This is a genomic window from Pseudomonas sp. (genome assembly GCF_041601375.1).
Lineage (GTDB): Bacteria > Pseudomonadota > Gammaproteobacteria > Pseudomonadales > Pseudomonadaceae > Aquipseudomonas.
The window spans coordinates 1-26,415 of the sequence record NZ_JBFIIG010000009.1; the positions used below are offsets into that span (position 1 = coordinate 1).

General features: G+C 67.4%; 19 protein-coding genes. 11 read left to right on the top strand and 8 right to left on the bottom strand.

The genetic code is table 11. From position 1 onward, the window contains the following. Nucleotides 1–12: 12 nt before the first annotated feature. The 7 genes from ABZE94_RS02585 (at nucleotide 13) to ABZE94_RS02615 (ending at nucleotide 6,403) form a co-directional block, all read left to right on the top strand. Nucleotides 13–1,134, top strand: a complete 1,122-nt coding sequence (locus tag ABZE94_RS02585; RefSeq protein WP_372874009.1) for a Re/Si-specific NAD(P)(+) transhydrogenase subunit alpha — start codon at nucleotides 13–15, stop codon at nucleotides 1,132–1,134. 12 nt (nucleotides 1,135–1,146) lie between these two features. Continuing rightward, a complete protein-coding gene (locus ABZE94_RS02590) occupies nucleotides 1,147–1,476 on the top strand; it encodes an NAD(P) transhydrogenase subunit alpha (RefSeq protein WP_372873971.1) in 330 nt (109 codons plus the stop codon). Between the two features lie 5 nt (nucleotides 1,477–1,481). Continuing rightward, nucleotides 1,482–2,933, top strand: coding sequence for an NAD(P)(+) transhydrogenase (Re/Si-specific) subunit beta (locus ABZE94_RS02595; protein ID WP_372874010.1), 1,452 nt, complete (start codon nucleotides 1,482–1,484; stop codon nucleotides 2,931–2,933). Nucleotides 2,934–3,368: 435 nt separating this feature from the next. Next, nucleotides 3,369–3,584, top strand: a complete 216-nt coding sequence (locus tag ABZE94_RS02600) for a DUF1127 domain-containing protein (RefSeq protein ID WP_372873972.1) — start codon at nucleotides 3,369–3,371, stop codon at nucleotides 3,582–3,584. Nucleotides 3,585–3,828: 244 nt separating this feature from the next. Beyond that, nucleotides 3,829–4,035 carry a DUF1127 domain-containing protein gene (locus tag ABZE94_RS02605; RefSeq protein WP_372873973.1) on the top strand — a complete coding sequence of 69 codons (207 nt, stop codon included), beginning with the start codon at nucleotides 3,829–3,831 and terminating at the stop codon, nucleotides 4,033–4,035. Nucleotides 4,036–4,130: 95 nt separating this feature from the next. After that, a complete protein-coding gene (locus ABZE94_RS02610) occupies nucleotides 4,131–4,451 on the top strand; it encodes a DUF2388 domain-containing protein (RefSeq protein WP_372873974.1) in 321 nt (106 codons plus the stop codon). Continuing rightward, entirely contained in the window at nucleotides 4,448–6,403 is a 1,956-nt protein-coding gene (locus tag ABZE94_RS02615) for a DUF4105 domain-containing protein (RefSeq protein WP_372873975.1), read from the top strand. Before ABZE94_RS02610 ends, ABZE94_RS02615 begins: the two co-directional genes overlap by 4 nt. Before the next feature lie 194 nt (nucleotides 6,404–6,597). Here the strand turns inward: ABZE94_RS02615 and ABZE94_RS02620 are convergent, their stop codons facing one another. Next, entirely contained in the window at nucleotides 6,598–7,002 is a 405-nt protein-coding gene (locus ABZE94_RS02620) for a GFA family protein (protein WP_372873976.1), read from the bottom strand. A 132-nt stretch (nucleotides 7,003–7,134) separates the two neighbouring features. Here ABZE94_RS02620 and ABZE94_RS02625 point away from each other — a divergent pair, with 132 nt between their 5' ends. Both ABZE94_RS02625 and ABZE94_RS02630 read left to right on the top strand, forming a co-directional pair. Next, nucleotides 7,135–8,073 (top strand): AEC family transporter, encoded by a 939-nt coding sequence (locus tag ABZE94_RS02625; RefSeq protein WP_372874011.1) that lies wholly within the window; start codon nucleotides 7,135–7,137, stop codon nucleotides 8,071–8,073. Between the two features lie 343 nt (nucleotides 8,074–8,416). Next, complete coding sequence (locus tag ABZE94_RS02630) at nucleotides 8,417–9,211, top strand: gamma-glutamyl-gamma-aminobutyrate hydrolase family protein (protein ID WP_372873977.1); 795 nt, start codon at nucleotides 8,417–8,419, stop codon at nucleotides 9,209–9,211. Between the two features lie 67 nt (nucleotides 9,212–9,278). Here ABZE94_RS02630 and ABZE94_RS02635 read toward each other — a convergent pair whose 3' ends face one another. The 7 genes from ABZE94_RS02635 to recC all read right to left on the bottom strand — a co-directional run bounded on the left by ABZE94_RS02635 (nucleotide 9,279) and on the right by recC (nucleotide 23,633). Further along, on the bottom strand, nucleotides 9,279–10,961 hold the full coding sequence (locus ABZE94_RS02635; protein WP_372873978.1) for a phosphate ABC transporter substrate-binding/OmpA family protein: 1,683 nt from the start codon (nucleotides 10,959–10,961) through the stop codon (nucleotides 9,279–9,281). Between the two features lie 211 nt (nucleotides 10,962–11,172). Beyond that, complete coding sequence (locus ABZE94_RS02640) at nucleotides 11,173–12,030, bottom strand: hypothetical protein (protein WP_372873979.1); 858 nt, start codon at nucleotides 12,028–12,030, stop codon at nucleotides 11,173–11,175. Continuing rightward, complete coding sequence (locus ABZE94_RS02645; RefSeq protein WP_372873980.1) at nucleotides 12,027–13,676, bottom strand: AAA family ATPase; 1,650 nt, start codon at nucleotides 13,674–13,676, stop codon at nucleotides 12,027–12,029. Before ABZE94_RS02645 ends, ABZE94_RS02640 begins: the two co-directional genes overlap by 4 nt. Nucleotides 13,677–13,685: 9 nt before the next feature. Further along, entirely contained in the window at nucleotides 13,686–14,441 is a 756-nt protein-coding gene (locus tag ABZE94_RS02650) for a PspA/IM30 family protein (protein WP_372873981.1), read from the bottom strand. Nucleotides 14,442–14,684: 243 nt separating this feature from the next. Then, nucleotides 14,685–16,523: an exodeoxyribonuclease V subunit alpha gene (gene recD, locus ABZE94_RS02655; RefSeq protein WP_372873982.1), complete on the bottom strand. Its 1,839-nt coding sequence runs from the start codon at nucleotides 16,521–16,523 to the stop codon at nucleotides 14,685–14,687. Nucleotides 16,524–16,782: 259 nt separating this feature from the next. Further along, complete coding sequence (gene recB / locus ABZE94_RS02660; RefSeq protein WP_372873983.1) at nucleotides 16,783–20,328, bottom strand: exodeoxyribonuclease V subunit beta; 3,546 nt, start codon at nucleotides 20,326–20,328, stop codon at nucleotides 16,783–16,785. Continuing rightward, complete coding sequence (recC, locus tag ABZE94_RS02665) at nucleotides 20,325–23,633, bottom strand: exodeoxyribonuclease V subunit gamma (RefSeq protein ID WP_372873984.1); 3,309 nt, start codon at nucleotides 23,631–23,633, stop codon at nucleotides 20,325–20,327. The genes recB and recC overlap by 4 nt, the downstream gene beginning before the upstream one ends. Before the next feature lie 183 nt (nucleotides 23,634–23,816). Here recC and ABZE94_RS02670 point away from each other — a divergent pair, with 183 nt between their 5' ends. Together ABZE94_RS02670 and ABZE94_RS02675 are read left to right on the top strand one after the other, a co-directional pair. Beyond that, on the top strand, nucleotides 23,817–24,485 hold the full coding sequence (locus ABZE94_RS02670; protein WP_372873985.1) for a haloacid dehalogenase type II: 669 nt from the start codon (nucleotides 23,817–23,819) through the stop codon (nucleotides 24,483–24,485). 181 nt (nucleotides 24,486–24,666) lie between these two features. After that, nucleotides 24,667–26,313, top strand: coding sequence for a Na/Pi cotransporter family protein (locus tag ABZE94_RS02675; protein ID WP_372873986.1), 1,647 nt, complete (start codon nucleotides 24,667–24,669; stop codon nucleotides 26,311–26,313). Nucleotides 26,314–26,415 lie beyond the last annotated feature (102 nt).

A 26,415-nucleotide genomic window follows, 5' to 3' on the forward strand; every position in this document is an offset into this window, starting at 1 on the left:
AGGAGATTTGACGTGCACATCGGTGTTCCTCTCGAAACCCATGCCGGCGAGACGCGGGTAGCCGCCACGCCAGAAACCATCAAGAAGCTGATCGGCCAAGGCCATCAGGTCACGGTGCAGAGCGGAGCTGGCGTCAGCGCCAGCATTCCCGACCATGCCTTCGCCGCAGTCGGCGCGACCATCGGCAGCGATGCCGCGGCATTCGGTGCCGACCTGGTGCTGAAAGTGCTGGCCCCGAGCGACGCCGAACTGGCCCACATGCAGACCGGCGCGGTGCTGGTCGGCATGCTCAACCCCTTCAGCAGCGAGACCATCGCGCGGATGAACGCCCGCGGCATCACCGCCTTCGCCCTCGAAGCCGCGCCGCGCACCTCGCGCGCGCAGAGCCTCGACGTGCTCTCGTCGCAGGCCAACATCGCCGGCTACAAGGCCGTGCTGCTGGCCGCCAACCATTACCCGCGCTTCATGCCCATGCTGATGACCGCCGCCGGTACGGTGAAGGCCGCCCGTGTGCTGATTCTCGGCGCCGGTGTCGCCGGCCTGCAGGCGATTGCCACGGCCAGGCGCCTGGGTGCGGTCATCGAAGCCTCGGACGTGCGTCCGGCGGTCAAGGAGCAGATCGAGTCGCTCGGCGCCAAGTTCGTCGACGTGCCCTGCGAGACCGAGGAGGAACGCGAATGCGCCGAGGGCGTCGGCGGCTACGCCCGACCGATGCCGGCCTCGTGGATGGAGCGCCAGGCCAAGGCGGTGCACGAGCGCGCCAAGCAGGCCGATATCGTCATCACCACCGCGCTGATTCCGGGGCGCAAGGCGCCGACCCTGCTCCACGAGAGCACGGTCGCCGAGATGAAGCCGGGCTCGGTGGTCATCGACCTGGCCGCGGCACAGGGCGGCAACTGCCCGCTGACCGTGGCCGAGCAGGTGGTGATCAAGCACGGCGTGACTCTGGTCGGTTACAGCAACCTGGCCGCCATGGTCCCCGCCGACGCCTCGGCCCTGTATGCGCGCAACCTGCTGGACTTCCTCAAGCTGGTCATCGACAAGGACGGCCAGTTCCACCTCAACCTCGAAGACGACATCGTTGCCGCGTGCCTGATGTGCCGCGATGGCCAAGTCGTCCGTAACAACGGTTAAAGGAGTAGAAACATGGATCTGATTTCCGATGGCATCTACAACCTGATCATCTTCGTGCTGGCCATCTATATCGGCTACCACGTGGTCTGGAACGTCACCCCGGCCCTGCACACCCCGCTGATGTCGGTGACCAACGCGATTTCCGCGATCATCATCGTCGGTGCCATGCTCGCCGCTGCCCTGACCGTGACCCCGTTGGGCAAGACCATGGGCACCCTGGCCGTGGCCCTGGCCGCGGTCAACGTGTTCGGCGGCTTCCTGGTAACCCGGCGCATGCTGGAAATGTTCAAGAAAAAAGCGCCCAAGACGATAGCCACCGGCGCGCTGGCGGAGAAGCACTGATGACCATGAGCATGAACCTGATCACCGTTCTCTACCTGGTCGCCTCGGTCTGCTTCATCCAGGCCCTCAAGGGCCTTTCGCACCCGACCAGCTCGCGCCGCGGCAACCTGTTCGGCATGCTCGGCATGGGCCTGGCCATCGTCACAACGGTCGGCCTGGTATACAAGCTCGGCGCGCAAGTCAGCGCAGCGGGCGGCGCCACCCAGGGCCTCGGTTTCGTCATCGTCGGCCTGCTGGCCGGCGGCTCGGTCGGCACCCTGATGGCCAAGCGCGTGGAAATGACCAAGATGCCCGAACTGGTCGCCTTCATGCACAGCATGATCGGCCTGGCCGCGGTATTCATCGCCATCGCCGCAGTGGTCGAACCGCAGTCGCTGGGCATCGTTGCCGCCCTGGGCGATGCGATCCCGGCCGGTAATCGGCTGGAGCTGTTCCTCGGCGCCGCCATCGGCGCGATCACCTTCTCCGGTTCGGTGATCGCCTTCGGCAAACTCTCGGGCAAGTACCAGTTCCGCCTGTTCAAGAGCGCGCCGGTGCAGTTCAAGGGCCAGCACAAGATCAACCTGGCACTTGGCCTGGCGATTCTCGGCCTCGGCCTGGTCTACACCTTCACCGGCAACCTCGGCGCCTTCGCCCTGCTGGTGGCCCTGGCCTTCGTCATCGGCGTGTTGATCATCATCCCGATCGGCGGCGCCGACATGCCGGTGGTGGTGTCGATGCTCAACAGCTATTCGGGCTGGGCGGCGGCCGGGATCGGCTTCTCGCTGAACAACTCGATGCTGATCATCGCCGGTTCCTTGGTCGGCTCCAGCGGCGCGATCCTCTCCTACATCATGTGCAAGGCGATGAACCGCTCGTTCTTCAACGTCATCCTCGGCGGCTTCGGCGGTGCCACGGATGCCGGCCCGGCCGCCGGCAGCCAGGAGGCGCGCCCGGTGAAATCCGGCTCGGCCGACGACGCCGCCTTCCTCCTGAGCAACGCCGACACCGTGATCATCGTGCCCGGCTACGGCCTGGCCGTGGCCCGCGCCCAGCACGCACTGATGGAGCTGACCGAGAAGCTGACCCACCACGGGGTTAACGTGAAATTCGGCATCCATCCGGTGGCCGGCCGCATGCCCGGGCACATGAACGTGCTGCTGGCCGAGGCCGAGGTGCCCTACGACATGGTGTTCGAGATGGAGGACATCAACTCCGAGTTCGGCCAGGCCGACGTGGTGCTGGTGCTCGGCGCCAACGACGTGGTCAACCCGTCGGCGAAGAACGATCCGAAGTCGCCGATCGCCGGCATGCCGATCCTCGAGGCCTACAAGGCCAAGACCGTGATCGTCAACAAGCGCTCGATGGCCAGCGGCTACGCCGGCCTGGACAACGAACTGTTCTACCTGGACAAGACCATGATGGTCTTCGGCGACGCCAAGAAGGTCATCGAGGACATGGTCAAAGCCGTCGACTGACCGCCGCTGCGCATGACAAAACCCGGCCATTGCGTGCCGGGTTTTTTCTGCGCGCAGGAACGCCGCCTTCTCGCCCGGCGGCTTCGCGGCCGGGCCGCATTACCCATACAGATCGCCGCAGGCCAGCAGCGGAATTCGATAAAAAGCTGAACTGCAGATCAACGACACTCGCCAATCAATTTCAAACTGTACCTATAGTTAATCACTGTTTTTCTACTATATACCGAGAAATATAGCTGCCTTTATCGCCATAACGCGGTAATTAACTTACTACCGATACAGTTACCGAAGAAAACAATAGAACAGTTACTAAGCACACTATCTAATAGCTCAACAATTTAATCCAGCTGTGACTATTGCAGCGGTTGCAAGAAGCGGAACATGGGCACCAGGCAAAACACTCTCTAGACCCGCCACAAGCGGAAGGATGACACCATGGAACGTACCTTCAGTTCCGATATGCTTTTTCAAACCAACTCCTCCAGCGCCACCAGCGGCCTGCCGCTGCGCATGGCTGCCGCCCTGCTCACCTGGCAGCGCCGCATCGTCAGCCGCCGCCAACTGGCGCGCCTGGATGCCCGTCTGCTGGCCGATGCCGGCATCAGCGAGGCCCAGCGCCACGCCGAGTTGAGCAAGCCGTTCTGGCGTTAAGCCTGGCGGCGCATGCCGCTCAGCACGCACTGACAAGCCCGCCCACGCCCAGCGTCGGCGGGCTTTGTCGTTCTGCACCGGAGCGAGCGGCACAGCTTGCCTGGCTTACAAGCAGAACAGTTTTATAAAAACATAAACTGACCCAGTACACTTTTGCCTGGCTGTGGCTGCCAGGCGAGCCAGTGGCGCGCGACCATGGATACCCATACCGCCACGCCCGCCCTGTACGGGAAGGATCATTGTCATGGAGCGCATTCTCGGCGACATTCCAGTACCACTCGACCGGCCACGCAGCGACCCGCTCGCCCGCCTGCGCAGCACCCTCAAGCGCTGGCAGCTGAATGCCCGCACCCGCCGCCAGCTGGCCAGCCTGGACCCACGCCTGCTGGCCGACGCCGGCATCAGTCCAGGGGAACGCCTGGCAGAGCTGGAAAAACCGTTCTGGCGTTAAGCCAGCATGGTGCATCGACTGACCCCTGAGCTAGGCTGCAGTAGTGTGGCCTGGCCGATTGCCACGCCCTTGAAAGATGGCTCAGGAGTCTCGGGATGATCGCCTTGCGTGCACTCGGTTTTTCCGCTTTGTTGGTGCTGGCCAGCAGCGCCACGGCGTCCAGTTTCGTCGCCACCACCGATACCCTGGGCGGCGCAGTAATGGGCACATCGGACGCCACTTCCGATGCCAGCTCTTCGCTGCGTGACGACAAGATCGTGTTGGCCGCCCGTAACGACGCTGCCAGTTTCGTCGCCAGCCAGGGCGCGATCCGTGGCGTGCAGCTGCAAGCCGCGCTCGACAGCATTCGCCGCCGCGTGCCAGCAGTGCAGCACGCCTCCGATCAGGTGCTGGCCGAAGCCATTCTCGCCAGGTGAACCCCCTCCGTGTCTGGCTGCTGGTGCTTGCCCTGCTGGCCAGCAGCGGCGGCCATGCCGAGTTGAGCCTGGCGCTCGATGGCGACGCCCTCAGCCACAGCGAACGACTGGCCAGCCAGGCGCTGTTGAGCGAGGCGCTCGCTGCCCTGCCAGCACGCTTCAAGCAGCGCCTGGACCGGAAGATCAAGGTGCGCTGGCGGCCCATGCCGGCCGAGGTCTATGGGCGCGCCGGACGCTTCAGCGGCATAGAACTGAACAGCCAGCTGCTGTCTTCACTCAGCACCGGCAGCGCCGCCACCACGCCGACCCAGCGCCCGCACGGCAACGTGCGCCGCGAGCTGCTGGCCACCCTGCTGCACGAGTTGACCCACCTCTACGATCGCGCGCAACTCTGGCCAAAGGATGAGCGGCGCCTGCTGCAGCGCTGTCGACAGCGCCTTGCCAGCCTCGGCCCGGTCGGCTTGCCCGACAGCTGCCGCGGCCAGAGCGAACGGCGCTTTACCCTCAGCGACAATCCGCGCCTGCTCGACCTGGCCGGATGGCCGCAACGGGTCGGCCGACGCGGCGCGCGCGAGCAAGCCAACGCCCAAGTGGAACGCAGTCCGGATGTCTACGAGCTGAGCAACCCGCGCGAATTCGTCGCGGTGAACATGGAGTACTTCCTCCTCGACCCCGCCTACGCCTGTCGCCGACCCTCGCTGGCGCGCCACTTCAGCGCACATTTCGCCGGCTGGACGCCACCGCGGCGGCAGCCCTGCACCGAGGACTACCCCTATCTCAATGCCGGCCGCGATTTCGCCCGCCAGCCGCTGGGCACGCTCAACCCCGAAAGGGTCTACCAGATCGACTACCTGCTCGCCGAGGCCAACCAGCAATGGGCCAGCCGCTGGGGCCACAGCATGCTGCGCCTGGTGATCTGCGCCCCCGGGCGGCCGCGCGGACCGGATTGCCGCCTCGACCTGGACCAGCACCTGGTGCTGTCCTACCGCGCCTTCGTCGGCGATCTGCAGCTGTCCAGCTGGGACGGCCTGACCGGCGTCTACCCGTCGCGGCTGTTCGTCCTGCCGCTGTCCCAGGTGATAGAGGAATACACCAAGGTCGAACTGCGCAGCCTGGCCTCGGTGCCGCTGAAGCTCGAGCGCGAGCAGCTGGAGCGCCTGGTCACCCGTGCCGCCGAGCAGCACTGGAGCTACGACGGCGACTACTACTTCATCTCCAACAACTGCGCGGTGGAAACCCTCAAACTGCTGCGTAGCGGCACCGCCCATCCGCGCCTGCAGGCGCTCGACAGCATCCTGCCCAACGGCCTGCTGCAGTTGCTGACGGCGCGCGACCTGGCCGATATGGCGGTGCTGGACGATGCGGAGCAGGCCCTGCGCCTGGGCTATCGCTTCGACTCCTTCCGCGACCGTTACCAGGCCATGTTCACGGTGCTGCAGCAGCGCCTGCCGATCGAACAGCACAGCGTCGAGTACTGGCTGGAGCAGAGCGCCGAGGCCCGCCGCCCCTGGTTCGCCAAGGCCGACCTGCGCGCCAGCGCCGCGTTGCTGCTGCTTGAGCAGGCGGCGTTGCGCCGGCAACTGCTGCTGGCCCAGGACGAGCTCAAGCGCCGCTACCTCGGCGGCCGCGCGGCCCAGGCCCCGAGCCTGGACAAGGCCAGCGGCGCGCTGGAGCAGATCCTCGCCAGCAGCAGTTTTCTCAGCCGCCCGGCGGAACTCCTGGAAGGCGGTTACGGTCTGCCGCAACGCGCCGAATGGCAACGCCTGGAAGCCGAGAGCCGCAGGCGCCAGCAGCAATTGCGCCAACTCAGTGACGACCTCGACCAGCATGTGCGCAACCTGCTGGAGCCGACGCGCCTGGCGGAACTGGAGGCCAACGAAGCCAACCTGGTGCAGCTCGGCGAACACCTGCGCGCGCTGCACAAGGCCAGCGGCGGGTTGATACTGCCGTAGGCTTGATCGGGCGCACCTCCTGCGGAACGGCTGCCCGCCTATAACCCGGATCCAATCCGGGGACGATGTTGACGCCAAACCGCTCCCGGATTGCATTCGGGTTACGGGAGAGCGCAAGCGCCGCCATCCCGAATTGCGCCAAGGTCTGCTCGATAAATTATGGCGGGCTACAAAAGCGCGAAGCCTTGTCCGGCCTACGGGATGTGTTCCTGCTGCTCTTCAGGCAACTGCTCATCCAGATGTAGCCAGGGCAAACGGCTCTGCACCCAGATATGCCGATCCGCCGGCGCCAGCTCCGGCTGATCCAGGGTGGCGACGGTGATGTCCAGGGTCTGCGGACTGAGCGTGGTGAACAGGCACAGGTGGGCGCCGCAAGTCGGACAGAAACTGCGCGTGCAACTGGCCGAGGAGGCGTACTGGCTGGGGGTGCCGGCCAGCCAGCGGAAACTCGCCAGCGGCACCGTGAGCCAGGTGGTGACGATGCCGCCGCTACTGCGCCGGCACACCGTGCAATGGCAGTGGGCGATATCGGCCAAGGCTGCGGCGAATTGATAACGCATGGCGCCGCACTGGCAGCCGCCGCTGTGGATCTCGGTCATAAGCGCTCCTGGTGCAAGACAAAAGGCCGGCCGCGACCAGTAAACAGGAACGGCCCCGGCTAAGGCAATCGCCCGGCAAGCATCGCAGGTCAGCGCATATCGGCCTTGCGTCGCCGCGGCGCGCTGACCAAGATAGGCACCTGCCACGAGCCAGGGGTTGCCGTGATCGATTTGTTGCTGGCCTTGTGGCCATTGTTCGCCTTGATCGTCGCCGGCTACGCGCTACGCCGCCTGGACTTCCCCAGCGAGGCCTTCTGGCCCGGCGCCGAGCGGCTGAACTACTTCATCCTGTTCCCCGCCCTGCTGTTCAGCAGCCTGGCCAGCGCGCCGCTGGACAACCCGGCGCTGCCACGCCTGGCCCTGGCGGTGCTGCTCGGCCTGGGCATCGCCTGGCTGGCGCTGCTCCTGCTGCGGCGCCTGCGCGGCTGGCCGTCCGGGCGTTTCGGCGCCTTCAGCCAGGGCATCCTGCGCTTCAACACCTACCTGGGCCTGGCCGCGGTGGGCAGCCTGTTCGGCCAGGAGGGCCTGACCCTGGCCGCCTTGATGCTGGCCCTGATGGTGCCGATGGTGAACGTGCTGTCGGTCTGGTCGCTGACCGCCGAACGCGGCGTCAGCGCGCGCAGCCTGCTGTTGCCAATCCTCAAGAACCCCTTGATCCTCGCCTGCCTCGGCGGCGCCCTGGTCAACCTCAGCGGCCTCGGCCTGCCCGGCGGCAGCGATCGCCTGCTCGGCCTGCTCGCCGCCGCCAGCCTGCCGCTCGGCCTGCTCTGCGTCGGCGCCGCGCTCAAGCCCGAACGACTCGGCGGCGAGATTCCCGCACTGGCCTGGAACAGCGGCCTGCGCCTGCTGGCCATGCCGCTGCTGGCCTGGGCCGTGGCCTACGGCCTGCAATTGCCCGAGATGGAAAGCAGCGTGCTGGTACTGTTCTTCGCCCTGCCGACGGCGCCGACCGCCTATGTGCTGACCCGCCAACTGGGCGGCGACAGCCACCTGATGGCCGGCATCATCACCCTGCAGACGTTGTTGGCGGCCGCCAGCCTGCCGGTGCTGCTGAGGCTGGTGCTGGGCTGAGGGCCGGACTCGTCGCGCGTTAAAAATACTGGACTGCCCAGCAAGCTGAAAATAAATTTAATTCTTTTAAAAACAGCCATATAGAACGATATTGCTCAGCAATAGACAGAGCACTCGGTCGATTTTCTCCACAAATAACTCGCTATTTGTTTGACATATTTTACGGCTTTGGCAGACTGGCACGGCTTTCCGCTGCCAATGTACCGCTGCGCGAGACGGGCATTCGATGCATCGAAACGCCCACCCAGCGGTCTATCGGCAGAGGCTAGCCGAACCAGGAAGTAGCGCCGCAACGGCCCTTCCTGCACAGCAACGGCAGCTTCTCGCTGCCCCAAGGTGATCTATGTCCAACAACAAAACCCTGCCCGCCAAACGCAAGCCCGTGGTCCTCATGTCCATGGGCGCCCAGGAACGCAAAGGCCATGCCTACCAGGTGATGACCCACAAATACATTGCCCCCATCGTCGAGTTCTCCGGCTGCGTACCGCTGCTGGCACCGACCTGCTTCGGCACCGACGACCTCGAGCAGTACCTCGACATGGTCGACGGCGTGTACCTCACCGGCGCCGGCAGCAACATCGACCCGGTGCTCTACAACCAGGAAAACCTGACCCCGGACAAGGCCCAGGATCGCGACCGCGACCTGTTCGACCTGCCGCTGATCCGCGCCGCCATTGCGCGTGGCCTGCCGATCTTCGGCATCTGCCGCGGCATGCAGGAAATCAACGTGGCCCTGGGTGGCGACATCCACCAGAAACTCTATGCCGTCGGCGGCTTCGACGACCACCGCGAAGACACCAACGACCCGGTGGAGGTGCAGTACGGCGAAAGCCACAACGTGCGCCTGGCACCCGGTAGCTGGCTGGCCGAGTTGCTGGCGAAGGATGAGATCAGCATCAACTCGCTGCACGGCCAGGGCATCGCCACCCTGGGCGAGGGCCTCGAGGCCCTGGCCTACGCCGAAGACGGCCTGATCGAAGCCATCCATGCCCCCGGCCTGGCGCAATTCACCCTCGCGGTGCAGTGGCACCCGGAATGGCAAGCGGCGCAAAACCCCGACTCGGTGAAGATCTTCCAGGCCTTCGGCGCGGCCTGCCGCCAGCGCGCGGCACAGACCGCCGCGGCGAACCACCGCTAGCCGACCTCGCTTCCGCGACCGAGCGCCTGCACGCAGGAGCCCGGCCGGATTTGCCGGCGCGAGCGGGCTATTCGAGGGTGAACCACTGCACCTCGACCCGGCGGTTCTGCTCGCTGTCCTGACTCATCGGCTCTTCCCAGCCGCGGCCGACCAGCTCGATACGGTCTTGCGCGATCCCCGGATGGCGCGCCAGCAGCGCCTCCTTGACCGCCAGGGTGCGCTGGCGCGACAGCTCCATGGCCTTCAGCGCCATGCGCCGCAGCAGGGGGGCGCCACCCTGGCGCTCGAACTCGCCGACCATAGCGTTATCTACATGGCCACGCAGCAGGACGATGGAGCCCGGGCTGACCTGGAGGAACTGCTTGATGGTGTCCAGGTAGTCCTGGTTGTCCTTGGCCTGCTTGTCCAGCTCCGCCGAGTTCGGCTCGAAGAAGAAACGGATGTCCTTGCTCAGCAGCGCATCGCCTTCCAGGGCGACCTTGCCGCTGGTGCGGATCGGCGCGATGGCGATGCTCTGGCCCTGGAACTGGCCGTCTTGCTGCAGCGCCTTGAGGTGTTGCAAGTCGGCGAAGCGCGCCGGGTCGGCCGGGTTGCGGATCAGCGCGCCGTAGGCCAGCACCGAGGACTGGAAGATGCCCTGGAAGGAACCGGCCGAATCGATGCTGCCGTCGAAGAACGCCAGGTTCTCCGGCAGGTTGCTCAGGTGCACCTTGCTCAGCTCGTCGAGGGTCTCCTCGGGCGTCCAGCCGAAGGCCTGGGCGACCACGCCGGCATGGCTCTTCGGATCGTCGCGCAGCAGCCGGTTGCCTTCCAGCAGGCCGTGCACCAGGCCCTTGACGATCTGCGGGTGGGCGCTGGCGAAGCCCTTGTTGACCACCAGTATGTCGGCCACCACCAGCAGGTTGCGGTTGGACACCAGCATCTTCGCCGCACCGGCGGATTCGGCGACCACCTGATCGGTGCGCGGCGACCAGCCGACGCAGCCGTTGAGGCGCTGCTTGCCGGTCAGTTCGGCGGCGTAGGCATCGCAGGCGAGAAAGGCATCCTCGTAGAACACCAGGCCCAGCTCGTTCGGCCCCGGACGACCGTCGAGGTCGCGCAGCACCTTGACCGGCACCCCGGCTTCGGAGGCCAGGTAGCGGATAAAGAACTCGCTCTCGTTGAACTGGGTGGCGCCGAGCACCTTGCCCTTGAGCTGGTTGACGCTGGCGATGGCGCTGTCCACCACCACCTGGTCGGCGCCACGGGAGAAGGCGATCTGCGCCGGCACCGTGACCTCGAACTGGCGGCCGAGCACCGCCAGCACGTCGGCGGTGGTGGCCACCGCGGCCATCTGACCGTTGTTCAAGGCCGACCATTCCTCGCTCTCGCCCTTGCTCAGGCGCAGCTGGAAGCCGTACTGCTTGGCAAAGAACGACTCCGGATTGGGGTCCAGACCGCCGTTGGCGACGATCAGGCCGCCATAACCGGCGTACTCGCTCATGTCGACGTCGATGATGTTGTTCTTCATCTCGTAGGGCGCCGCCGATTGTAGGGTCGGCGTGCCGCTGACCGGCTCCACCGGTTCGGGCCCGGCGGTTACCCCGAGGCTGGCGGGCAGGCCGCCGAGCAGGCTGTCGCCACCGTCCTTGAGCATGTCCTTGCCGACCAGCCAGGCGCCCAGGCCAAGCAGGCCGAGCACCAGCACGATGGTCAGCAGCTTGCCGGCAACACTGCCCTGTTGGCGCTGCCTGGTTGCGGATAGATACATGACGCCTCTCCCTGTCGGATGCGGGCCAGCGGCCCGCCAATCAAAAGTGTTCATAGCCTAAATCGCTTCCCGGATTTCATCCGGGCTACGGTCTGCGACAACGTAGGGTGGATGACGCCTTTTTCATCCACCATCGTCGATGGTGGATGGGTGAAGCGTCATCCACCCTACCCGTATCCGTGACCCGGATAAGCCTGGGTGCAGCAGCCCATCAGTGTCGAAGCGACTGGCCTTGCACCGGCTTGTCGCCCTGGCCCTGCAACACGTAACGCGGCAGGGTCTGGTGTTCGTTGAGTTCGAGTACGCCGAGCAGGTCGCGCTGGCTGTTCAGCCAGCGGCTGGCCTCGTTGAACGAGGAGGTCAGGGCATTCAGCGCCACGCCGATCTGCTCTTCGTCGGTGGCGAGCAGGGTCTGCTCGCGGATCAGGGCGATCTGCTGCTCGATGCGCTGCAACTCGGCATCCACATGCTCCTTGCGCCGCAGGCCTTCGACGTGGGCGGCCTGGCGCGCGTCTATCACCTGCTTCTGCTGTTCCAGGCTGCGGCGCAGTTCGTCGTTCAGTTCGCTACCCGCCAAGCGCGCGTCGATCTGCTCTTCCTGCTGCTGCAGCTCGGCGCTGTCGCGGGCGGCGGTGTCCGCCACCACGTTCAGCGCCTGGCCGGCAACCAGCAGACGCAGGTTGAGCCACACCAGTTGCTCCAGACTGTCGGCGTGGGAGGCCATCAAGGGCGAGCGCGAGAGCAGCTGCAGCACCTCGCGGGCACGCGCCTCGACTGCCTGTTGACGGGCGCGTTGTGCGGCATCGAGCAGGTCCAGAGTAGTTTCATAACGCAGGCTGGCGGGATCGGTCGGCGGCACTTGCCGGGCATCCACGGTACGGCGAAAGCGTGCGCTGCGCGCCAGCAGCGCCAGATAAGCCAGCTCCAGGCCGGCGCCGAGGACCCAGAAGCCGGGGCTGACGAAGGCGCCGAGCAAGGCGAACGCCGCCAGGCCGAACCAGTTCGGCGCCAGCGGCATGCCCAGCGGGCGGGCATTGAAGGCCGCCCAGAGGTAGCGCCCGCCACTCATGGGCTGAGACTCTCCTGAGCGAGATGGCGCAGGGACTCAGGGACGAAGGCCATGTCGGTGGCTTCGCGGATGGCGATGCTCATCTGCATCCGCAGCACCTGCTCGGCCACCGGCGGCTGATAGCCCTGCAGACAATGCTCGAGCGCCGTCAGCGGCTGCATCTGCGCGGTGCGCACCTGGCGGTAGACCTTCACCGCCAGCGCCTCGGCGGCGCCGGGGGTGAGCAACAGGGGCAGCGGCAACTTCACCAGCGCCTTGATCTCCAGCTTGAGCTCGAAGCGTTTGAGCAGGGCCCTGAGCAGCGCCGCGCTTTCTTCGACCGTGGTGGTCGGCAGCAGCGGGATCTTCACGTCGACCCGGCCCGGGCGCTTGAGGTCGACCTCGATCAGGTCTGGGCGCGACGAGGCGAGAATCCAGATCACCTTGCCGCGGTTGTCGGCATCGCCCATTTCCTGAGCGATCATCGAATAGAGGCGCCCGGACAGGCCGCTGTCGCCGCTGCCGCCGTCGCGCTTGCCGAGGGTCTGGTCGGCCTCGTCGATAAACACGATGCAGCGCCCCAGGCCGCGGATCAGGCGGAAGATCTTCTCCAGGTTGCCCTCGCTGGAACCGACCCAACGGTCGCGGAAGTTCTTCAACTTGACCACCGGCACCCCGGCCTCGCCGGCCAGGCATTCGACCAGGTAGGTCTTGCCGGTACCGACCGGGCCGCAAAAGATATAGCCCTTGGGCAGCGCGCGCAGGTCGGCGGCCTGCCACAGCGCCATGTCCTGGCGCAGCCAGACTTTCAGTGCCTCCTGGGCGTGGTAGTCGTCCAGAGTGCGCCTGGATTCGATGAATTCCACCAGGCCGGCGCTGTCGGTCTCCACCAGTTCCTTCTTGGCTTCGACCCAGTCCTGGGCGCCGAGCACCTTGCCCTCATGGGCGCGGCGTTTGACCAGGCTGGTCAGGGCACTGAGGCTGACCCCGGCGAGGGCCTTCACCGTGCCGTTGTCCTCACTGGCGAAGGCAGCGGGATGGTCGATGCGCAGTTGCGCCAGGCACTGGCCGAGGCTGTCGGCGTCCGGCAGCGGCACCTGCACCCGATCGATGCGCGGGTTATTGGCCACCAGTGGATGCAGGTCATTGAGGTTGTCGGCGAGCAGCAGGCTGGCGAAGGCCATGTCGGCGAACGGCGGCTCGGCGGCCCAGTCGCGCACCAGGCTGGCCAGGCTGGCGCTGGCGAAATCGCCCTGACGGCTGGCCGGCAGCACCAGCTCGGCGCCACGCAGGATCACCGCCACATGTTCGCTGTCGCCGCGGCCCAGCGCCTGCAGATTGGCGCGGTAGCGCAGGTAGCGGCTGATCAGCTCGATCGCCGCGCGCGGCTCATGGGGCCAGGGTCTGACCTGCTCCGCGGCCGGCCACTGGGCGAAACGCTCGCCGCCGCGCAGCAGGCTCAGGCCATTACCGGGGTCGTAGAGAAACACCAGGTCGAAGGTGCCGAGCAGCCTGGCCTCGAGGTAGCGGGTCAGGCTGACCAGGCGACCGTCCAGGGGGAAGCGGTCGGCGACGTTGCCGTAGAGCACGAACTGGCCATGGGCGCCGCTCTCGTAGGCCAGGCGCAACTCGTCGAGCCAGGCGGGGGCTTTGCCTTCACTGCTCATGGGCGCGCCTTACTGGCTTTCGGACTGCGGGTTGCTACCGCCCATACTGCGGCTGGCCGGCGCCTCGGGGGTGGCCTCCTGGCCCGGCAGGCTGATGCCTTCCTTGGCGGCGAAGTCGGCCAGGGCCTGGTCGGCCAGGGCGTCCATCTCGGCTTCCTTGAGGTTCACTTCGCTCATGTCCATCGAGTCGCGGGCCATGCGCGCACGACCGGCGGCCTGGGTGCGTTCTTCCTCGACCATCTCGTGCAGACGGCTGAGGGTGTCGCCGGAACCGCCGATGCTGCTGACCATGCCGGCGGCCATCTCGTTCATCTCGGCCATGGCGGTCTTCATGCGCAGGTCGTTGATCGCGCCCTTGAGTGTCTCGATCTTGCTGCGCGCGGCGTTGACCGCCACCTCGCGGGCCTTGGTCAGGTTCTGGTAGGTCTCCTCGGCCTGGGCCAGCTGGCGGCGGTTTTCCTCCAGTTCGCGGCCGAGGTTCTGCAGGCGCAGGGCGTTCTGCGCGGCGGCCGACTTGTTGCCGGCGCGCAGGTGGGCGGTGGTGCGCGCATGCAGTTCGCGCTCCTCGGCCTCCTGCTTGCGCACCTGGCTCATCAGGCGCTCGGCCAGGCCGGCGTGGGCGGCCAGGCCCTGGTTGAAGTTGGCGATCTGTTTGCGCAGGTTTTCCTGTTCCAGCTCCAGCAGGGCTTCCGGGTTCTTGCGCTCCAGGTCCTTGATGAACAGGGAGAGGATACCTTTAAAGATATTGCTCAGACGGGTAAGCATGGTGTCTCCTTGCACTAAGCGGACAATCCATCGGTAACCGGCGACACAGCCGGCCGGGCTTGGCGCATTCTTGGCGAGCGCGTCGATTGTTGCAACCTTCTCAGTGATTGGCCGGACTCGGGCCACGACTGCCGGCTATGGGCACAGGGTAGGATGGTGCGGGCCGCGTAGGCTTGAGCGCAGCGATACCCATCGATCGCCAGCATGGGTATCGCTGCGCTCAACGCCATCCTACAAAGGCAGCTAGAACAGCGGCAGTTGAGCGTGATCGGCGCCGCTGTCGGGCGGCGCTACAGACCCGGTCTGGGTGGTCGAGTCGACGGCCAAACGCCCGGCCAGGCCCGCCGCGCGCTCGGCGCGGGTGGCCACCGCCTCGCCCAGGCGCGCCGGCAGGCCCCAGATCTCCACTTTGTGTTTGGCGCGGGTGATGCCGGTGTAGAACAGGCTGCGGCTCAGCAGCGGGCTGGGTTGCTCGGGCAGCACCAGCAGCACTTCGCTGAACTCCGAGCCCTGGCTCTTGTGCACGGTCATGGCGAAGGCGCTGTCATGGCTGGGCAGGCGTGCCGGGGCGAAGGGACGGAAACCCTCTTCGCTTTCGAAGAACACCCGCAGGCCGTGTTCGCTGTGCAGGCAGATGCCGATATCGCCGTTGAACAGGCCGAGGGCGTAGTCGTTCTGCCGCACCATCACCGGGCGACCGACGTACCAGCGTTCGCGGCTGGCGACCTGGCTGCGCCTTTTTACCCGCGCTTCCAGCGCTTCGTTGATCCCGGCCACGCCCCAGGCGCCTTCGCGCTGGGCGCAGAGGGCACGGAACTCGTTGAAGGCGGCGAAGGCCGCCTGTGGGTCGGCGCTTTTCGCCGCGGCGAGAAAGGGTGCATAGCCCCGGTCCAGCCGCTCGAGCAAATCGGCCGGCGTCGGCTGGGCATTCCAGGCCAGGTCGCTGCGCTGTTCCTTGAGCAACTTCAGGGTACCGCTGACGTCGCCGCCGTTGATCCGCCGCGCCAGCTCGCCGATACCGCTGTCGCCGGCAAAACGGTGGCTGTGCGTCAGCAGCACCACGGCATCGCCCAGACGTGATGTCGGCTGGGCGACCGCTACCTGCTGACCGGTGATGCGTTGCAGCTCGGCGGCCGCCTGGCCGTCGAAGCCGCGGCCCTCGCAGAGTTCGGCGAACACCGCGCCGGCTTCCACCGCACAGAGCTGGTCCTTGTCCCCGAGCAGGATCAGCCGTGCGCTGGGCGGCAGGGCCTCGACCAGCTTGGCCATCAGCGCCAGGTCGACCATCGAGGCTTCGTCGACCACCAGCACGTCCAAGGCCAGTGGATTGGCCGCGTTGTGGCGCACCTGCGGGCTGTCGCCGCGGCTGCCGAGCAGGCGGTGCAAGGTGCGCGCCTCTTCCGGCAGCGCCGCCTTGACCGCCGCGCTGACCGGCAGTGCCGACTTGGCATTGCGGATCGCCTCGGCCATGCGCGCCGCCGCCTTGCCGGTGGGCGCGGCCAGTCCGATGGCCATTCGCTCGGCGCCGGGTTGTTCGAGTAGCGCGGCGAGCAGGCGCACCACTGTGGTGGTCTTGCCGGTGCCCGGGCCGCCGGAGATCACCGCCAGCTTACGCCTTACCGCCTGGGCCGCGGCCAGGCGCTGCCAGTCGGGCTGTTGCGTATTGAAGGCGAACAGGCGGGTCAGGCTTGCGCCTAGCTGGGCCTCGTCTACCGTCGGCAGATCGGCCGCACGGCTGAGTAGCTGCTCGGCAAGCTGGCGCTCGTAGGCCTGGTAGCGCGCCAGATAGAGCCGCCCGTGGTCGAGGATCAGCGGGCTGAAGTCGCCGTCGCCACCGACCAGCGAGGAGGCCTGCAGTTGCGCCTGCCACTCGGCCAGGGCCGGCAGACAGAACGCATGGTCCGCCCAGGGTCGCTGCCCGGCGCGACGCGCCAGCGGCAGACAGACGTCGCCGTTATCCAGCGCCGCGCAGAGCAGCGCCGCCGAGACCAGCACCAGCGGCTCGGCGGCCGGATCGAGACGCCGCAGGCTGTCGACCAGGGCGCGCTCGAGGGGGCCGAAGGGCAGGTCGGCGAGGTTCATCGACCACTCCCGTAGGGTGGATGGCGTTTTATCCATCCACCGATCACGATGGTGGATGAAAAGAGCGTCATCCACCCTACCCAATTGGTCGCTGTCGAATGTAGGAGCGGCCTTGGCCGCGATGTTCCGGCGGCGCCTGGATCGCGGTCAAGACCGCTCCTACCCGGCGCTGGTGATCCCGTAGCCCGGATGCAATCCGGGGATTTTTTCAGGCATCGCGAAGACCGCCCCGGGATTGCATCCGGGCTACGAAGCAGCATCATTTGCCCTCCTCGAACAGCCGGTCCAGCGCATCCAGCAAGCCATCCTGCGGACGCGAAAAGTACACCCCGGCGCCGGGCATGCCGCGCAGGAACAGGTAGTAGGCGCCGCCCAGTTGGCTGCCGTCGAAGTCGGCCAGACGCTGACGCAGGAAGCGCCTCAGCGCCACCAGGTAGATCAGGTATTGCAGGTAGTAGTGCTCACCGGCCAGGGCCTGGAGCAGGCGTTCGCCGCCATAGTAGCTGGCGTCCGGGCCGAGCCAGTTGGATTTGTAGTCGGCAATATACCAGCGCCCGTCATGCTCGAAGGTCAGGTCGATGAAGCCCTTGAGGAAACCCTTGAGGCTGTCGAACTCCAAGCGGGCGGCCGCTTCGCGCATCGGCGCGGCCAGCCCAAAGGCCGGATCGGTGAGGATGGCGCGCAGGCGCTGCAGGTCGAGGTTGGCCACCGGGAAGGTGAAGCCCAGCTCCGGCAGGCGCCGCGCCGACTGCAGGCTGGCCAGGGTCAGGCCGGCGCCATCGAGCTCGCTGTCGATCACCAGCTGCAACTGGCTCAGCGCCACCTCGCGCCAGTCGCTGCTGATGCCATGACCGCGCAGCGCCGGCTCGATCAGCTCGGCCAACGGCGCCTTGCCGCGCGCCCAGTCTTCCAGGATCGCGTGCAAGCAGGTGCCGGCGCGGGCGCCGCGGGGGAAGGCGAAGAAGCCACTACCCGGCTCGCTGGCGGCGGGCAGCACCAGGCCGTCGCGGTCCGGCGCCTCCATGTGCATGCCGGAAGCCAGGCCGGAGAAGCTGCCGATGCGCCAGGCGCTGTGCAGGCTGCGGTTCATGCTGTCCAGCTGCCGGGGCGCCGGCGCGCGGCGTTCACCGGCGGCGCTGGCTTCGCTCTCGCGCAGCGCTTGCACGACCATATGGCCGTGGCTGGCGCCCGCCAGCTGGTCGATTTCGCCGCGCAGGCCGCTGGGGCTGAGCGCTTGCAGATGGCCGGCGAGCTCGCCCAGGGCATCCGCGCCGGGCAACTGGCGACCGTGCAGCAGCCAGGCCAGGGCACTGCTGTGCAAGCCGGCCTCGCTGAGCGTGCCGTCCTTCTTCGGTTTGCAGTCCACCGGCCCCCAGTGCAACCAGAGACGGTCGCGGGCACGGGTCAGGGCCACATAGGTCAGGCGCAGGCGCTCGGCGAAGCGCTCATGGCGGGCGCGCTCGCGGTGCGTATCGAAGTCAGCGCCACCCAGATCGAGCAACGGTGCGCCGTCGTCGGCGTGGCAGGTGATGTCTTCGCTCTGGCGCAGCAGCGCCCCGTCCCACAGGTAGGGGCAGAACACCAGCGGGTATTCCAGGCCCTTGGAGGTGTGGATGGTGACGATCTGCACCCGTTCGGCATCGCTTTCCAGGCGCAGCAGGGCTTCTTCGCCGTGGCTCTCGGCGCTGCGCTGGGCGTTGAACCAGCTCAGCAGCTGTTCCAGGCCGGGGCGTTGCAGGCTCTCGCTCTGCAGCAGTTCGGCCAGGTGCAGCAGGTTGGTCAGGCGGCGTTCGCCATCGACCAGGGCGAGCAGCCGTGGCGCCACCTGCTGCTCGTCCAGCCAGGCGCGGAAGGCGCGCATGAAACCTTGTTGCTGCCAGAGCTGGTGGTAGCGTTCGGCGGCTTCGCGTTCGCTATCCCAGGCCTGGGCGTCGTCCTGGCAGGCGGCCAGATCGGCCGCGCTGCGCCCGAGCAGACGGCTGGCCAGGGCATAGCGCAGCGCGCCTTCGCGGCCCGGTTCGGCATAGGCGGCCAGCACCGCGTCCAGCTCACCGGCCTCTTCGCTGTGCCAGACGTTTTCCTTGCCGCGGCGCACGCTGGGCACCCCGCGCGCCGCCAGCTCGGCGGCGACTTCTCCCGCCTGGCGGTGGCTGGCGACCAGCACGGCGATATCGCCGCCCTTGAGCGGAGTGCGCTCGCCCGGTTCCTCGAAATAGGCCTCACCGCAGCTGCTCGCCGCCAGCAAGGCGGCGATGCGCCGGGCCGTGTCGCGGGCCACCAGGCTGCCGGCTTCACCCTTGCCAAGGTAATCGTCATCCAGCCAGACCAGCGCCACTGGCGCGTCCTGCTCAACATCGATTAGGGGCAGCACCAATTGCGCCCGCGCCCGCGAGCTGGCACCGACTTGCGGATAGCTCAGGCCCGGTTCGGCGAAGGGCATGGGTCGGTCGAACAACTGGTTGAGCGCGGCGATCAGCTCGGGGGTGGAACGGTGGTTGGTGGCCAGGCTGTACTGGCGCGCCGCCTCGTCGCGGGCCTTGAGGTAGGTGGCCAGATCGGCGCCGCGAAAGGCATAGATCGCCTGCTTGGGATCACCGACGAAACACAGGTCGCCCTGGTTTTCGTAGATGCGCCGGAACACCTGGTACTGCACCGGATCGGTATCCTGGAACTCGTCGATCAGCGCCACCGGGTACTGCTCGCGCAGGGTGCCGGCCAGGTGCTCGCCACCCTCGCCGTAGAGGCCCTGCTGCAGCTTGTTGAGCAGGTCGTCGAAGGCCAGCAGGCGCTGGGCGGCCTTGCGCTGCGGCAGTTGTTCGTTGAGCTGGCCGATCAGGCGTACCTGCAGGTCGATCAGGCGCTGCTCGGCTTCGGGCTGCGCGGTCTGCAGGGCCTCGCACAGGCCTTGCAGGGCATCGGCCAGCGCACTGTCCGGCGCACTGCTGCCTTTCTTGCTGGCCTTGGCCAGGCCGTCACGGGCCAGGCGCTGGTGCGCCTCGGTCTTGCTGAACAGCGCGGCGGCATCGCTGAAGTAGCCGTCCAGCTCGGCCTGCCAGGCGCCGAGCTTGAGCGGGTTGCACATATTGCTCTTGAAGCCGTCGAACGCCTTGAGCTGCTCCAGCCAGGCGCCACTGTCACGCTGCCAGCAGTCCCGGGCGTGCTGCCAGGCATTGCGCAGGGCGCTCATCTCGCTGCTGGCCCCGGGCTGCGGCTCGATGCGCAGGTAGGGCTTGCCCAGGTGGTTGCGCAGGCGCTGGCGCAGGCCCTGCGGGGTCAATTTGTGCTGCACCAGAAAGGCCGCCCACTCCGGCTCGGCGGCGGCCAGTTCATGGCGCCAGAGGTCGGCGAGCAGGGCGTCGAGAATCTCGCGGTCGTCGTGGGTCAGCTCGTTGTCGAAGTCACCGCCGGCCTCGAACGCGGCGTCCTGCAGCGCACGCTGGCAGAAGCCGTGGATGGTGAAGATCGCCGCCTCATCGAAGCCGTGCACCGCCAACAGCAGACGGCGATGACTGGCGGCATCCGGGTATTGCGCGTGCAGCCGATTGAGCAGCTCATCCGCGCCCGGACCGTTGTCGTAGACCGCCAGCAACTCGGCCAGGCGCAGGCGAATGCGCTCGCGCAATTCGGCGGTGGCCGCGGTGGTGAAGGTCACCACCAGGATCTGGCTGACGTTGAGCCGTTTCTCCAGCAGCAGGCGGGCGTACAGCGCGGTGAGGGTCCAGGTCTTGCCGGTGCCGGCGCTGGCCTCGATCAGCGAGCGGCCGGCGAAGCTGTCGTGCAGCAGGTCCAGCGGTGCGCTCGTCATGCCTGATCCTCGTCACTGTCGCGCAGGGCATCCAGCGCCGGGCCATAGAGTTGTTCGGCCAGGGCCTCGAAGCGCTCGTCGAGCGGCTCGCGGTCGCGGAAAGCCAGGGCATTCCAGGGGTCCTGGCCTTCGCCGCTCATGTAGTCGTTGCCTTGCCACATCACCCGCGCTTCGCTGCGCGCGGCGTCGAGCGGCTCCTTGCGTCCGGGCTTGCGCCATTTGCTGGCGAAGCCATAACTGCACTTGGCCAGCACCGGCAGCGGTTCGCACAGTGCGCTCTGGTAGGCATCGAGCCAGGGTTCGAGCAGTTGCAGCGGATTGGCCAGCGGGCCCAGGCGCCATTCGCTTTTCGGCGACAGCAGGCGGCTGTCGCGGGCGATGCCGGGGGTGGCGGCGCAGTTGAGCAGCAGGTGGCGCAGCCAGAACGGCGCCAGCTCCCAGGCGCCGAGGTCGCGCAGGCGGTAGTCGAACAGGCCGCTGGCGCTGACGCCGTCGAGCCAGCCGTGGATGCGCACACCGGCCAGCTGGATATCCACCAGCAGCGGTTGCGGCGCATCACTCGGGCGCTCGTCGAACAGGGTCGGGGCGAAGGCGCGGATCGGGCCGCGAATCTGCCCCCAGTGGGCCTGGCCCAGTTCGCCCACCGGCAACCAGCCGGAGGCGGCGGCCACGCTGCGCTCCTCCCGTTCGCTCCAGCCTTGCTCGACGGCCCGCAGCGCCAGTTGGCGCAGGCCGTGCTGACTGGTCCATTCGACGCTGAAGGGTTCGTCGCCGGCCAGGGCTTCCTCGCTCTGCGCCAGGCGCAGGCCGAGGCGCTGTTCCAGCAGGTAGCGCGCCGGGTGCTTGAAGCAGTGGATCAGCTGGCTGGGCTCCAGGGTCAGCTGATCGCCGTCCGGCGCGGCCAGGGTGCTGGCGAAGGGCTGCGGCGCTTCGACCACCTCGCTCAGGCGCTGGGCGGCGTGGAACCAGGGCGCGGCGAAACCGGCCTGGGCGCCACCGGCGAAGTTGCCGGCGGCGAAAGGCTGCAGTGGATGCTGGTGGGTGATGTGGGCGCTGGCGGTTTGCGTCTGTGGATCGGCGCAGACCGCGGTGAGGTCGATGACATCCAGCAGTTCGCTGACCAGCACCGAGGGCGGCAGTTCGGCGTTACTGCGCGGGTCGCGGCCTACGTAGCTGAGGTACAGGCCGCCACGCGCCGAGAGCAGGGTCTCGAGCAGCAGGTAACGATCGTCGAGGCGCCGGGCGCGGTCGCCACGCCGGGGTTTCTGGCCGATCAGGTCGAAGCCGGCGGCCGGGGTGCGCCTTGGCAGGGCGCCGTCATCCAGGCCGAGCAGGCAGACCAGGCGGAACGGCAGGCTGCGCATCGGCACCATGGTGCAGAAGGTCACCGCGCCGGTGAGAAAGCCCGAGGCGCCACCACCCTGCTCCAGCGCCGCTGTCAGTTGCTGGCGGATCAGAGCCAGCTCCAGCGGTCGCTCGATGCCGGATGCCAGCGCCTGATCCTGCAGCGCCGCGCAGGCTCTGGAGAGCAATAACAGGGTGTCGCCGGCCTCGCGCTCGTCGAACAGGTCGTCGACCAGCTGCAACAGGGTCTCGGCCCATGCACTCAGGCTGCGTGGGCGTTGCAGGCTCTGCGCCAGGGCGGCCAGGCGCTCGACGAAGGCGACCAGGCGCCCGAGCAACTGTGCGCGACCACCTTCCAGGGCATCCAGCGGCCAGCTGTCGCCAAGCAAGGGGGCCTGGTCGCTGGCCAGTTGTGGCGGCGCGGCGAAGCCCAGGAGCAGGCGATCCAGACCCTGGCGCCAGGTAAAGGCGCTGTCGGCCGGCAGACCCAGTTGCTGGCGATGCGCACCGTCGCGGCCCCAGCGCACGCCGGCCTCGCGCAGCCAGTCGCGCAGCAGCGTCAGGTCCTCGGCTTCGATACCGGCGCGGCGGGCGATCGCCGGCTGCTCCAGCCAGGCGAGGATTTCCTCGGCGGCGAAGCGGCTGTCGGGCAGGGCGAGCAGGTTGAGGAAGGCCTCGATCAGCGGGATTTCCGCACGCAGGCTGCGGTCGGCCAGGCTGAAGGGAATGCGCGGGGCGGCCATCCGTGGGGCGGCCATCCGGGGGCCGGCCGGCCGCGAGACGCCGCTTCGCCCGGCGAAAATCGCCTCGATATAGGGCGCATAGCGCTCGATATCCGGGGTCAGCACCACCACCTGGTCCGGGGTCAGCTCGGGCTCGGCGGCAAAACGCGCGAGCAACTGGTCATGCAGGATTTCCACTTCGCGCAGCGGCGAGTGGGCGATATGCAGCTCCAGCGAGCGGTCGTCCTCGCGCAAGACCAGGCGCTCGTCGGTCTGGCGGGTGCGCAGGCGCAGGATGTCGTTCTGCAGCGCCTGCAACAGGCTGGCATCGTGCAGGTCGCCATCCTCGGAATAGAGGCCGATTTCCTGGCTGCCTTCGGCCGAAGCCAGAGAGAACAGGCTGTCGAAGAAGTCGCGGCCCTGCTTGCCCAGACTCGCCAGCAGCGGATGGCCAACGTCCAGGTACCAGTCATCGGGGCTCAGCTCGGGCTGCCGGGCCAGCTCGCGGATATCGCGAATCTCGCCCCAGGCCTCGCGGCACGGGTTGAGGGCGAAGATCACCACCTCGGTGTGCCGCGCCAGGCCTTCGAGCACGCGCAGGTGGTGGGTCGGCAGGCTGCTGATGCCGAACACCAGCAGGCGTTCGGGCAGATCGGCGATGGCCGTATCGTCGTACAGGCGGCGCAGCAGCTCGTCGAGCAGACGCGCGCGATGCGGATGGCCATCGCGGGTCAGCTCGCGCCAGAGCAGCGCCTGCCAGGCTTCGTCCGGCCCCAGGTCGAGCAGCTCGTTGCGCTCCCAGGCGGCCAGCCAGTCGTCGCGATACAGCAGGTATTGGTCGAATACGTCGGCGATCTTGCTGGCCAGCGACAGGCGGCGACGCTCGTCGCCACCCTCGAGGTAATGCGCCAGACGCGGGGCCTCGGCCAGGTTGACCGGCTCGCACAACCAGTCATACAGGCGCCAGGCCAGGGTGGTCGGGGCGAACGCCGACTGTTCCGGCAACTGGCCCAGTACCAGGCGCGACAGGTCCCAGACGAACTTGGCTGGCAACTGCACCTCGAGCTGCATGGCGATGCCCTGCTTGCGCGCCAGTTCCAGGGTCAGCCAACGGCCCATGCCCTGACTCGGCACCACTACCAACGCCGGGGCGAAGGGCTCTTGCAGCGGCTGGGCGAGCAGCGTAGTCGCCAGTTCACCGAGGGTTTCCAGGTCAGGGGCGTGATAGAGATTGAGCATGGTGGGCACTGCATCCGTTGCGAAGCGCTAGGTTAACCAGTCTGGCCGCGCGGGGCGACAGCCAGTGTCGCCCGAGTGCAAGGATGGCAAGCTCAAGGACTCGAGCCATGCCACTTAGGTGCAAGTGTCGGCAGGGCGCGCTTCTGCCACCCTGTCGCCCAGCAGTCCAATGAGGAGATCGCAATGCCCACCCTTGCCTTCGATGTTTACGGCACCCTGATCGACCCCAGCGACGTAACCCGACAACTGCGCACGACCCTCGGCGAGCGCGCCGAGGTGTTCTACCAGAGCTGGCGCGACAAACAGCTGGAGTACAGCTTCCGCCGTGGCCTGATGGGCGCCTACGTGGATTTTGCCCAGTGCACCCGTGAGGCCCTGGCTTTTGTCTGCGCGCAGACCCAGGCCCCGTTCGACGCCGCGGCGCAACAAGGCTTGCTGGATGCCTGGAGCCAACTGCCGGCCTTCGCCGACAGCGCCCCTGGCCTGCTCGCCCTGCAGCAACGCGGGATTCGCCTGTATGCCTTCTCCAATGGCAGCCAGGCGGCAGTCGGCGCCCTGCTCGAACAGGCCGGTCTGGCGGACTTCTTCGAGGAAATCGTCAGCGTCGAGGCAGTCCGCAGCTTCAAGCCGGCGCCGCAGGTTTACCAGCACCTGCTGAGCCGCACCGGCAGCGCCGCCGAAACGACCTGGCTGGTCTCCAGCAACCCCTTCGACGTGCTCGGTGCAAGCCACGCCGGCCTGTGCAGCGCCTGGGTCAGACGCAGCGAACAAGCCCAATTCGATCTCTGGGGCATCGAGCCGGATGTGCAGGTCGCTAGCCTGCTTCAACTGGCCGAACGCCTGCCCGACTGAGCCGCCGCCCCGCCCTCGGCGGCTGGCGCGAAGGCCAATCGCCGACTACAGCTTAAGACAGGCCCGGTAAAAACTATTCGATCCTGGGCCGACGCTATCGACCCGGGCCCGGCGTCACGGGTAACCTGCTCCACATCCATTGGCTGCCCGCGCGTGGGCGCCCCTGTCAGGGAGATGCACGATGCTGACCCTGCTCAATCTACTCTCTGCTGTCGCCCTGCTGATCTGGGGGACCCACATCGTCCGCACCGGCATCCTTCGGGTATACGGCTCGCAACTGCGCCAGGTGCTCAGCCACAACGTCAGCAAGCGGCCCCTGGCGTTCGCCGCCGGTATCGGCGTCACTGCCCTGGTGCAGAGCAGCAACGCCACCGCGCTGCTGGTCACCTCCTTCGTCGGCCAGGGCCTGATGGCACTGCCACCGGCGCTGGCGATCATGCTCGGCGCCGACGTCGGCACGGCGCTGATGGCGCGGGTGCTGACCCTGGACCTGAGCTGGCTGTCGCCGCTGCTGATTTTTCTCGGGGTGATCTTCTTCCTCTCCCGCCGGCAAACCCGCGCTGGCCAGCTTGGCCGGGTGGGCATCGGCCTGGGCCTGATCCTGTTGGCCCTGGAGCTGATCGTCGCCGCCGCCACGCCTATCACCCAGGCCCAGGGGATCAAGGTGCTGTTCGCCTCGCTGACCGGCGACCTGCTGCTCGATGCCCTGATCGGCGCCCTGTTCGCCCTGATTTCCTACTCCAGTCTGGCGGCCGTGCTGCTCACCGCGACCCTGGCCGGCGCCGGCCTGATCAGCCTGCCGGTGGCCATCGGCCTGGTGATAGGTGCGAACATCGGCAGCGGCCTGCTGGCCTTCCTGACCGCCAGCCTGCAGACCCCGGCAGGGCGCCGGGTGGCCCTCGGCAGCCTGCTGTACAAGCTGATCGGCCTGATTGTGGTGATCCCCCTGCTCAACCCGCTGGTGAGCTGGCTGGACAGCCTCGAGTGGCGTCCGGCGGAACTGGTGATCGCTTTCCACCTGCTCTACAACAGCCTGCGCTGCGTACTGATGCTGCCCACGGTCGGGCCGATGGCGCGCTTCTGCAACTGGCTGCTGCCGGACCGCCCCGAGGCCAGCGGCGTCGCCCGCCCGCGCCACCTCGACCCCACGGCGCTGGGCACTCCGGGCCTGGCGCTGGCCAACGCGGTGCGCGAAACCCTGCGCATCGGCGACCTGATCGAGACCATGCTGCGCCACCTGCTGGAAGTGCTGCGCAGCAACCAGCCGGCGCTGAGCAAGGAACTGCGCCGCCTGGACGACGACGTCGACGCGCTGTACGGCGCGGTCAAGCTGTACCTGGCCCAGGTACCGCGCGAGTCGCTCAGCGAACAGGACAACCGACGCTGGGCGGAGATCATCGAACTGGCGGTCAACCTGGAGCAGGCCGGCGACATCATCGAACGCATGCTCGGCAAGGTGCAGGACCAGAAGACCGCCCAGCGCCATTCGTTCTCCGACAGCGGCCTGGAGGAGCTGGCCAGCCTGCACGGGCAGCTGATGGCCAACCTGCGCCTGGGCCTGTCGGTATTCCTCTCCGGCGATGCCGAGAGCGCTCGCCAGCTGCTGCGAGAGAAACGCCGCTTCCGCGCCCAGGAGCGCCGCCTGGCCCACGCCCACGTCGGCCGCCTGCATCGCCAGGTGGTGCAGAGCATCGAAACCAGCTCGCTGCACCTGGAGCTGATCGGCGACATGAAACGCCTCAACTCGCTGTTCTGCAGCAGCGCCTACGTGGTGCTGGAGTCCAGGGACACCGGTGCGCTGCACGCGGAGGAAGTGGGCGGCGAGTAGGCCACCAGGGCGAACAGCAGAAAGCCACATCAGCTCCTTGGCCCGCGCAATCCGGGCAGCATTCCCCGGATCGCGCCCAGGCATCCCCGGGCTACGGACCAG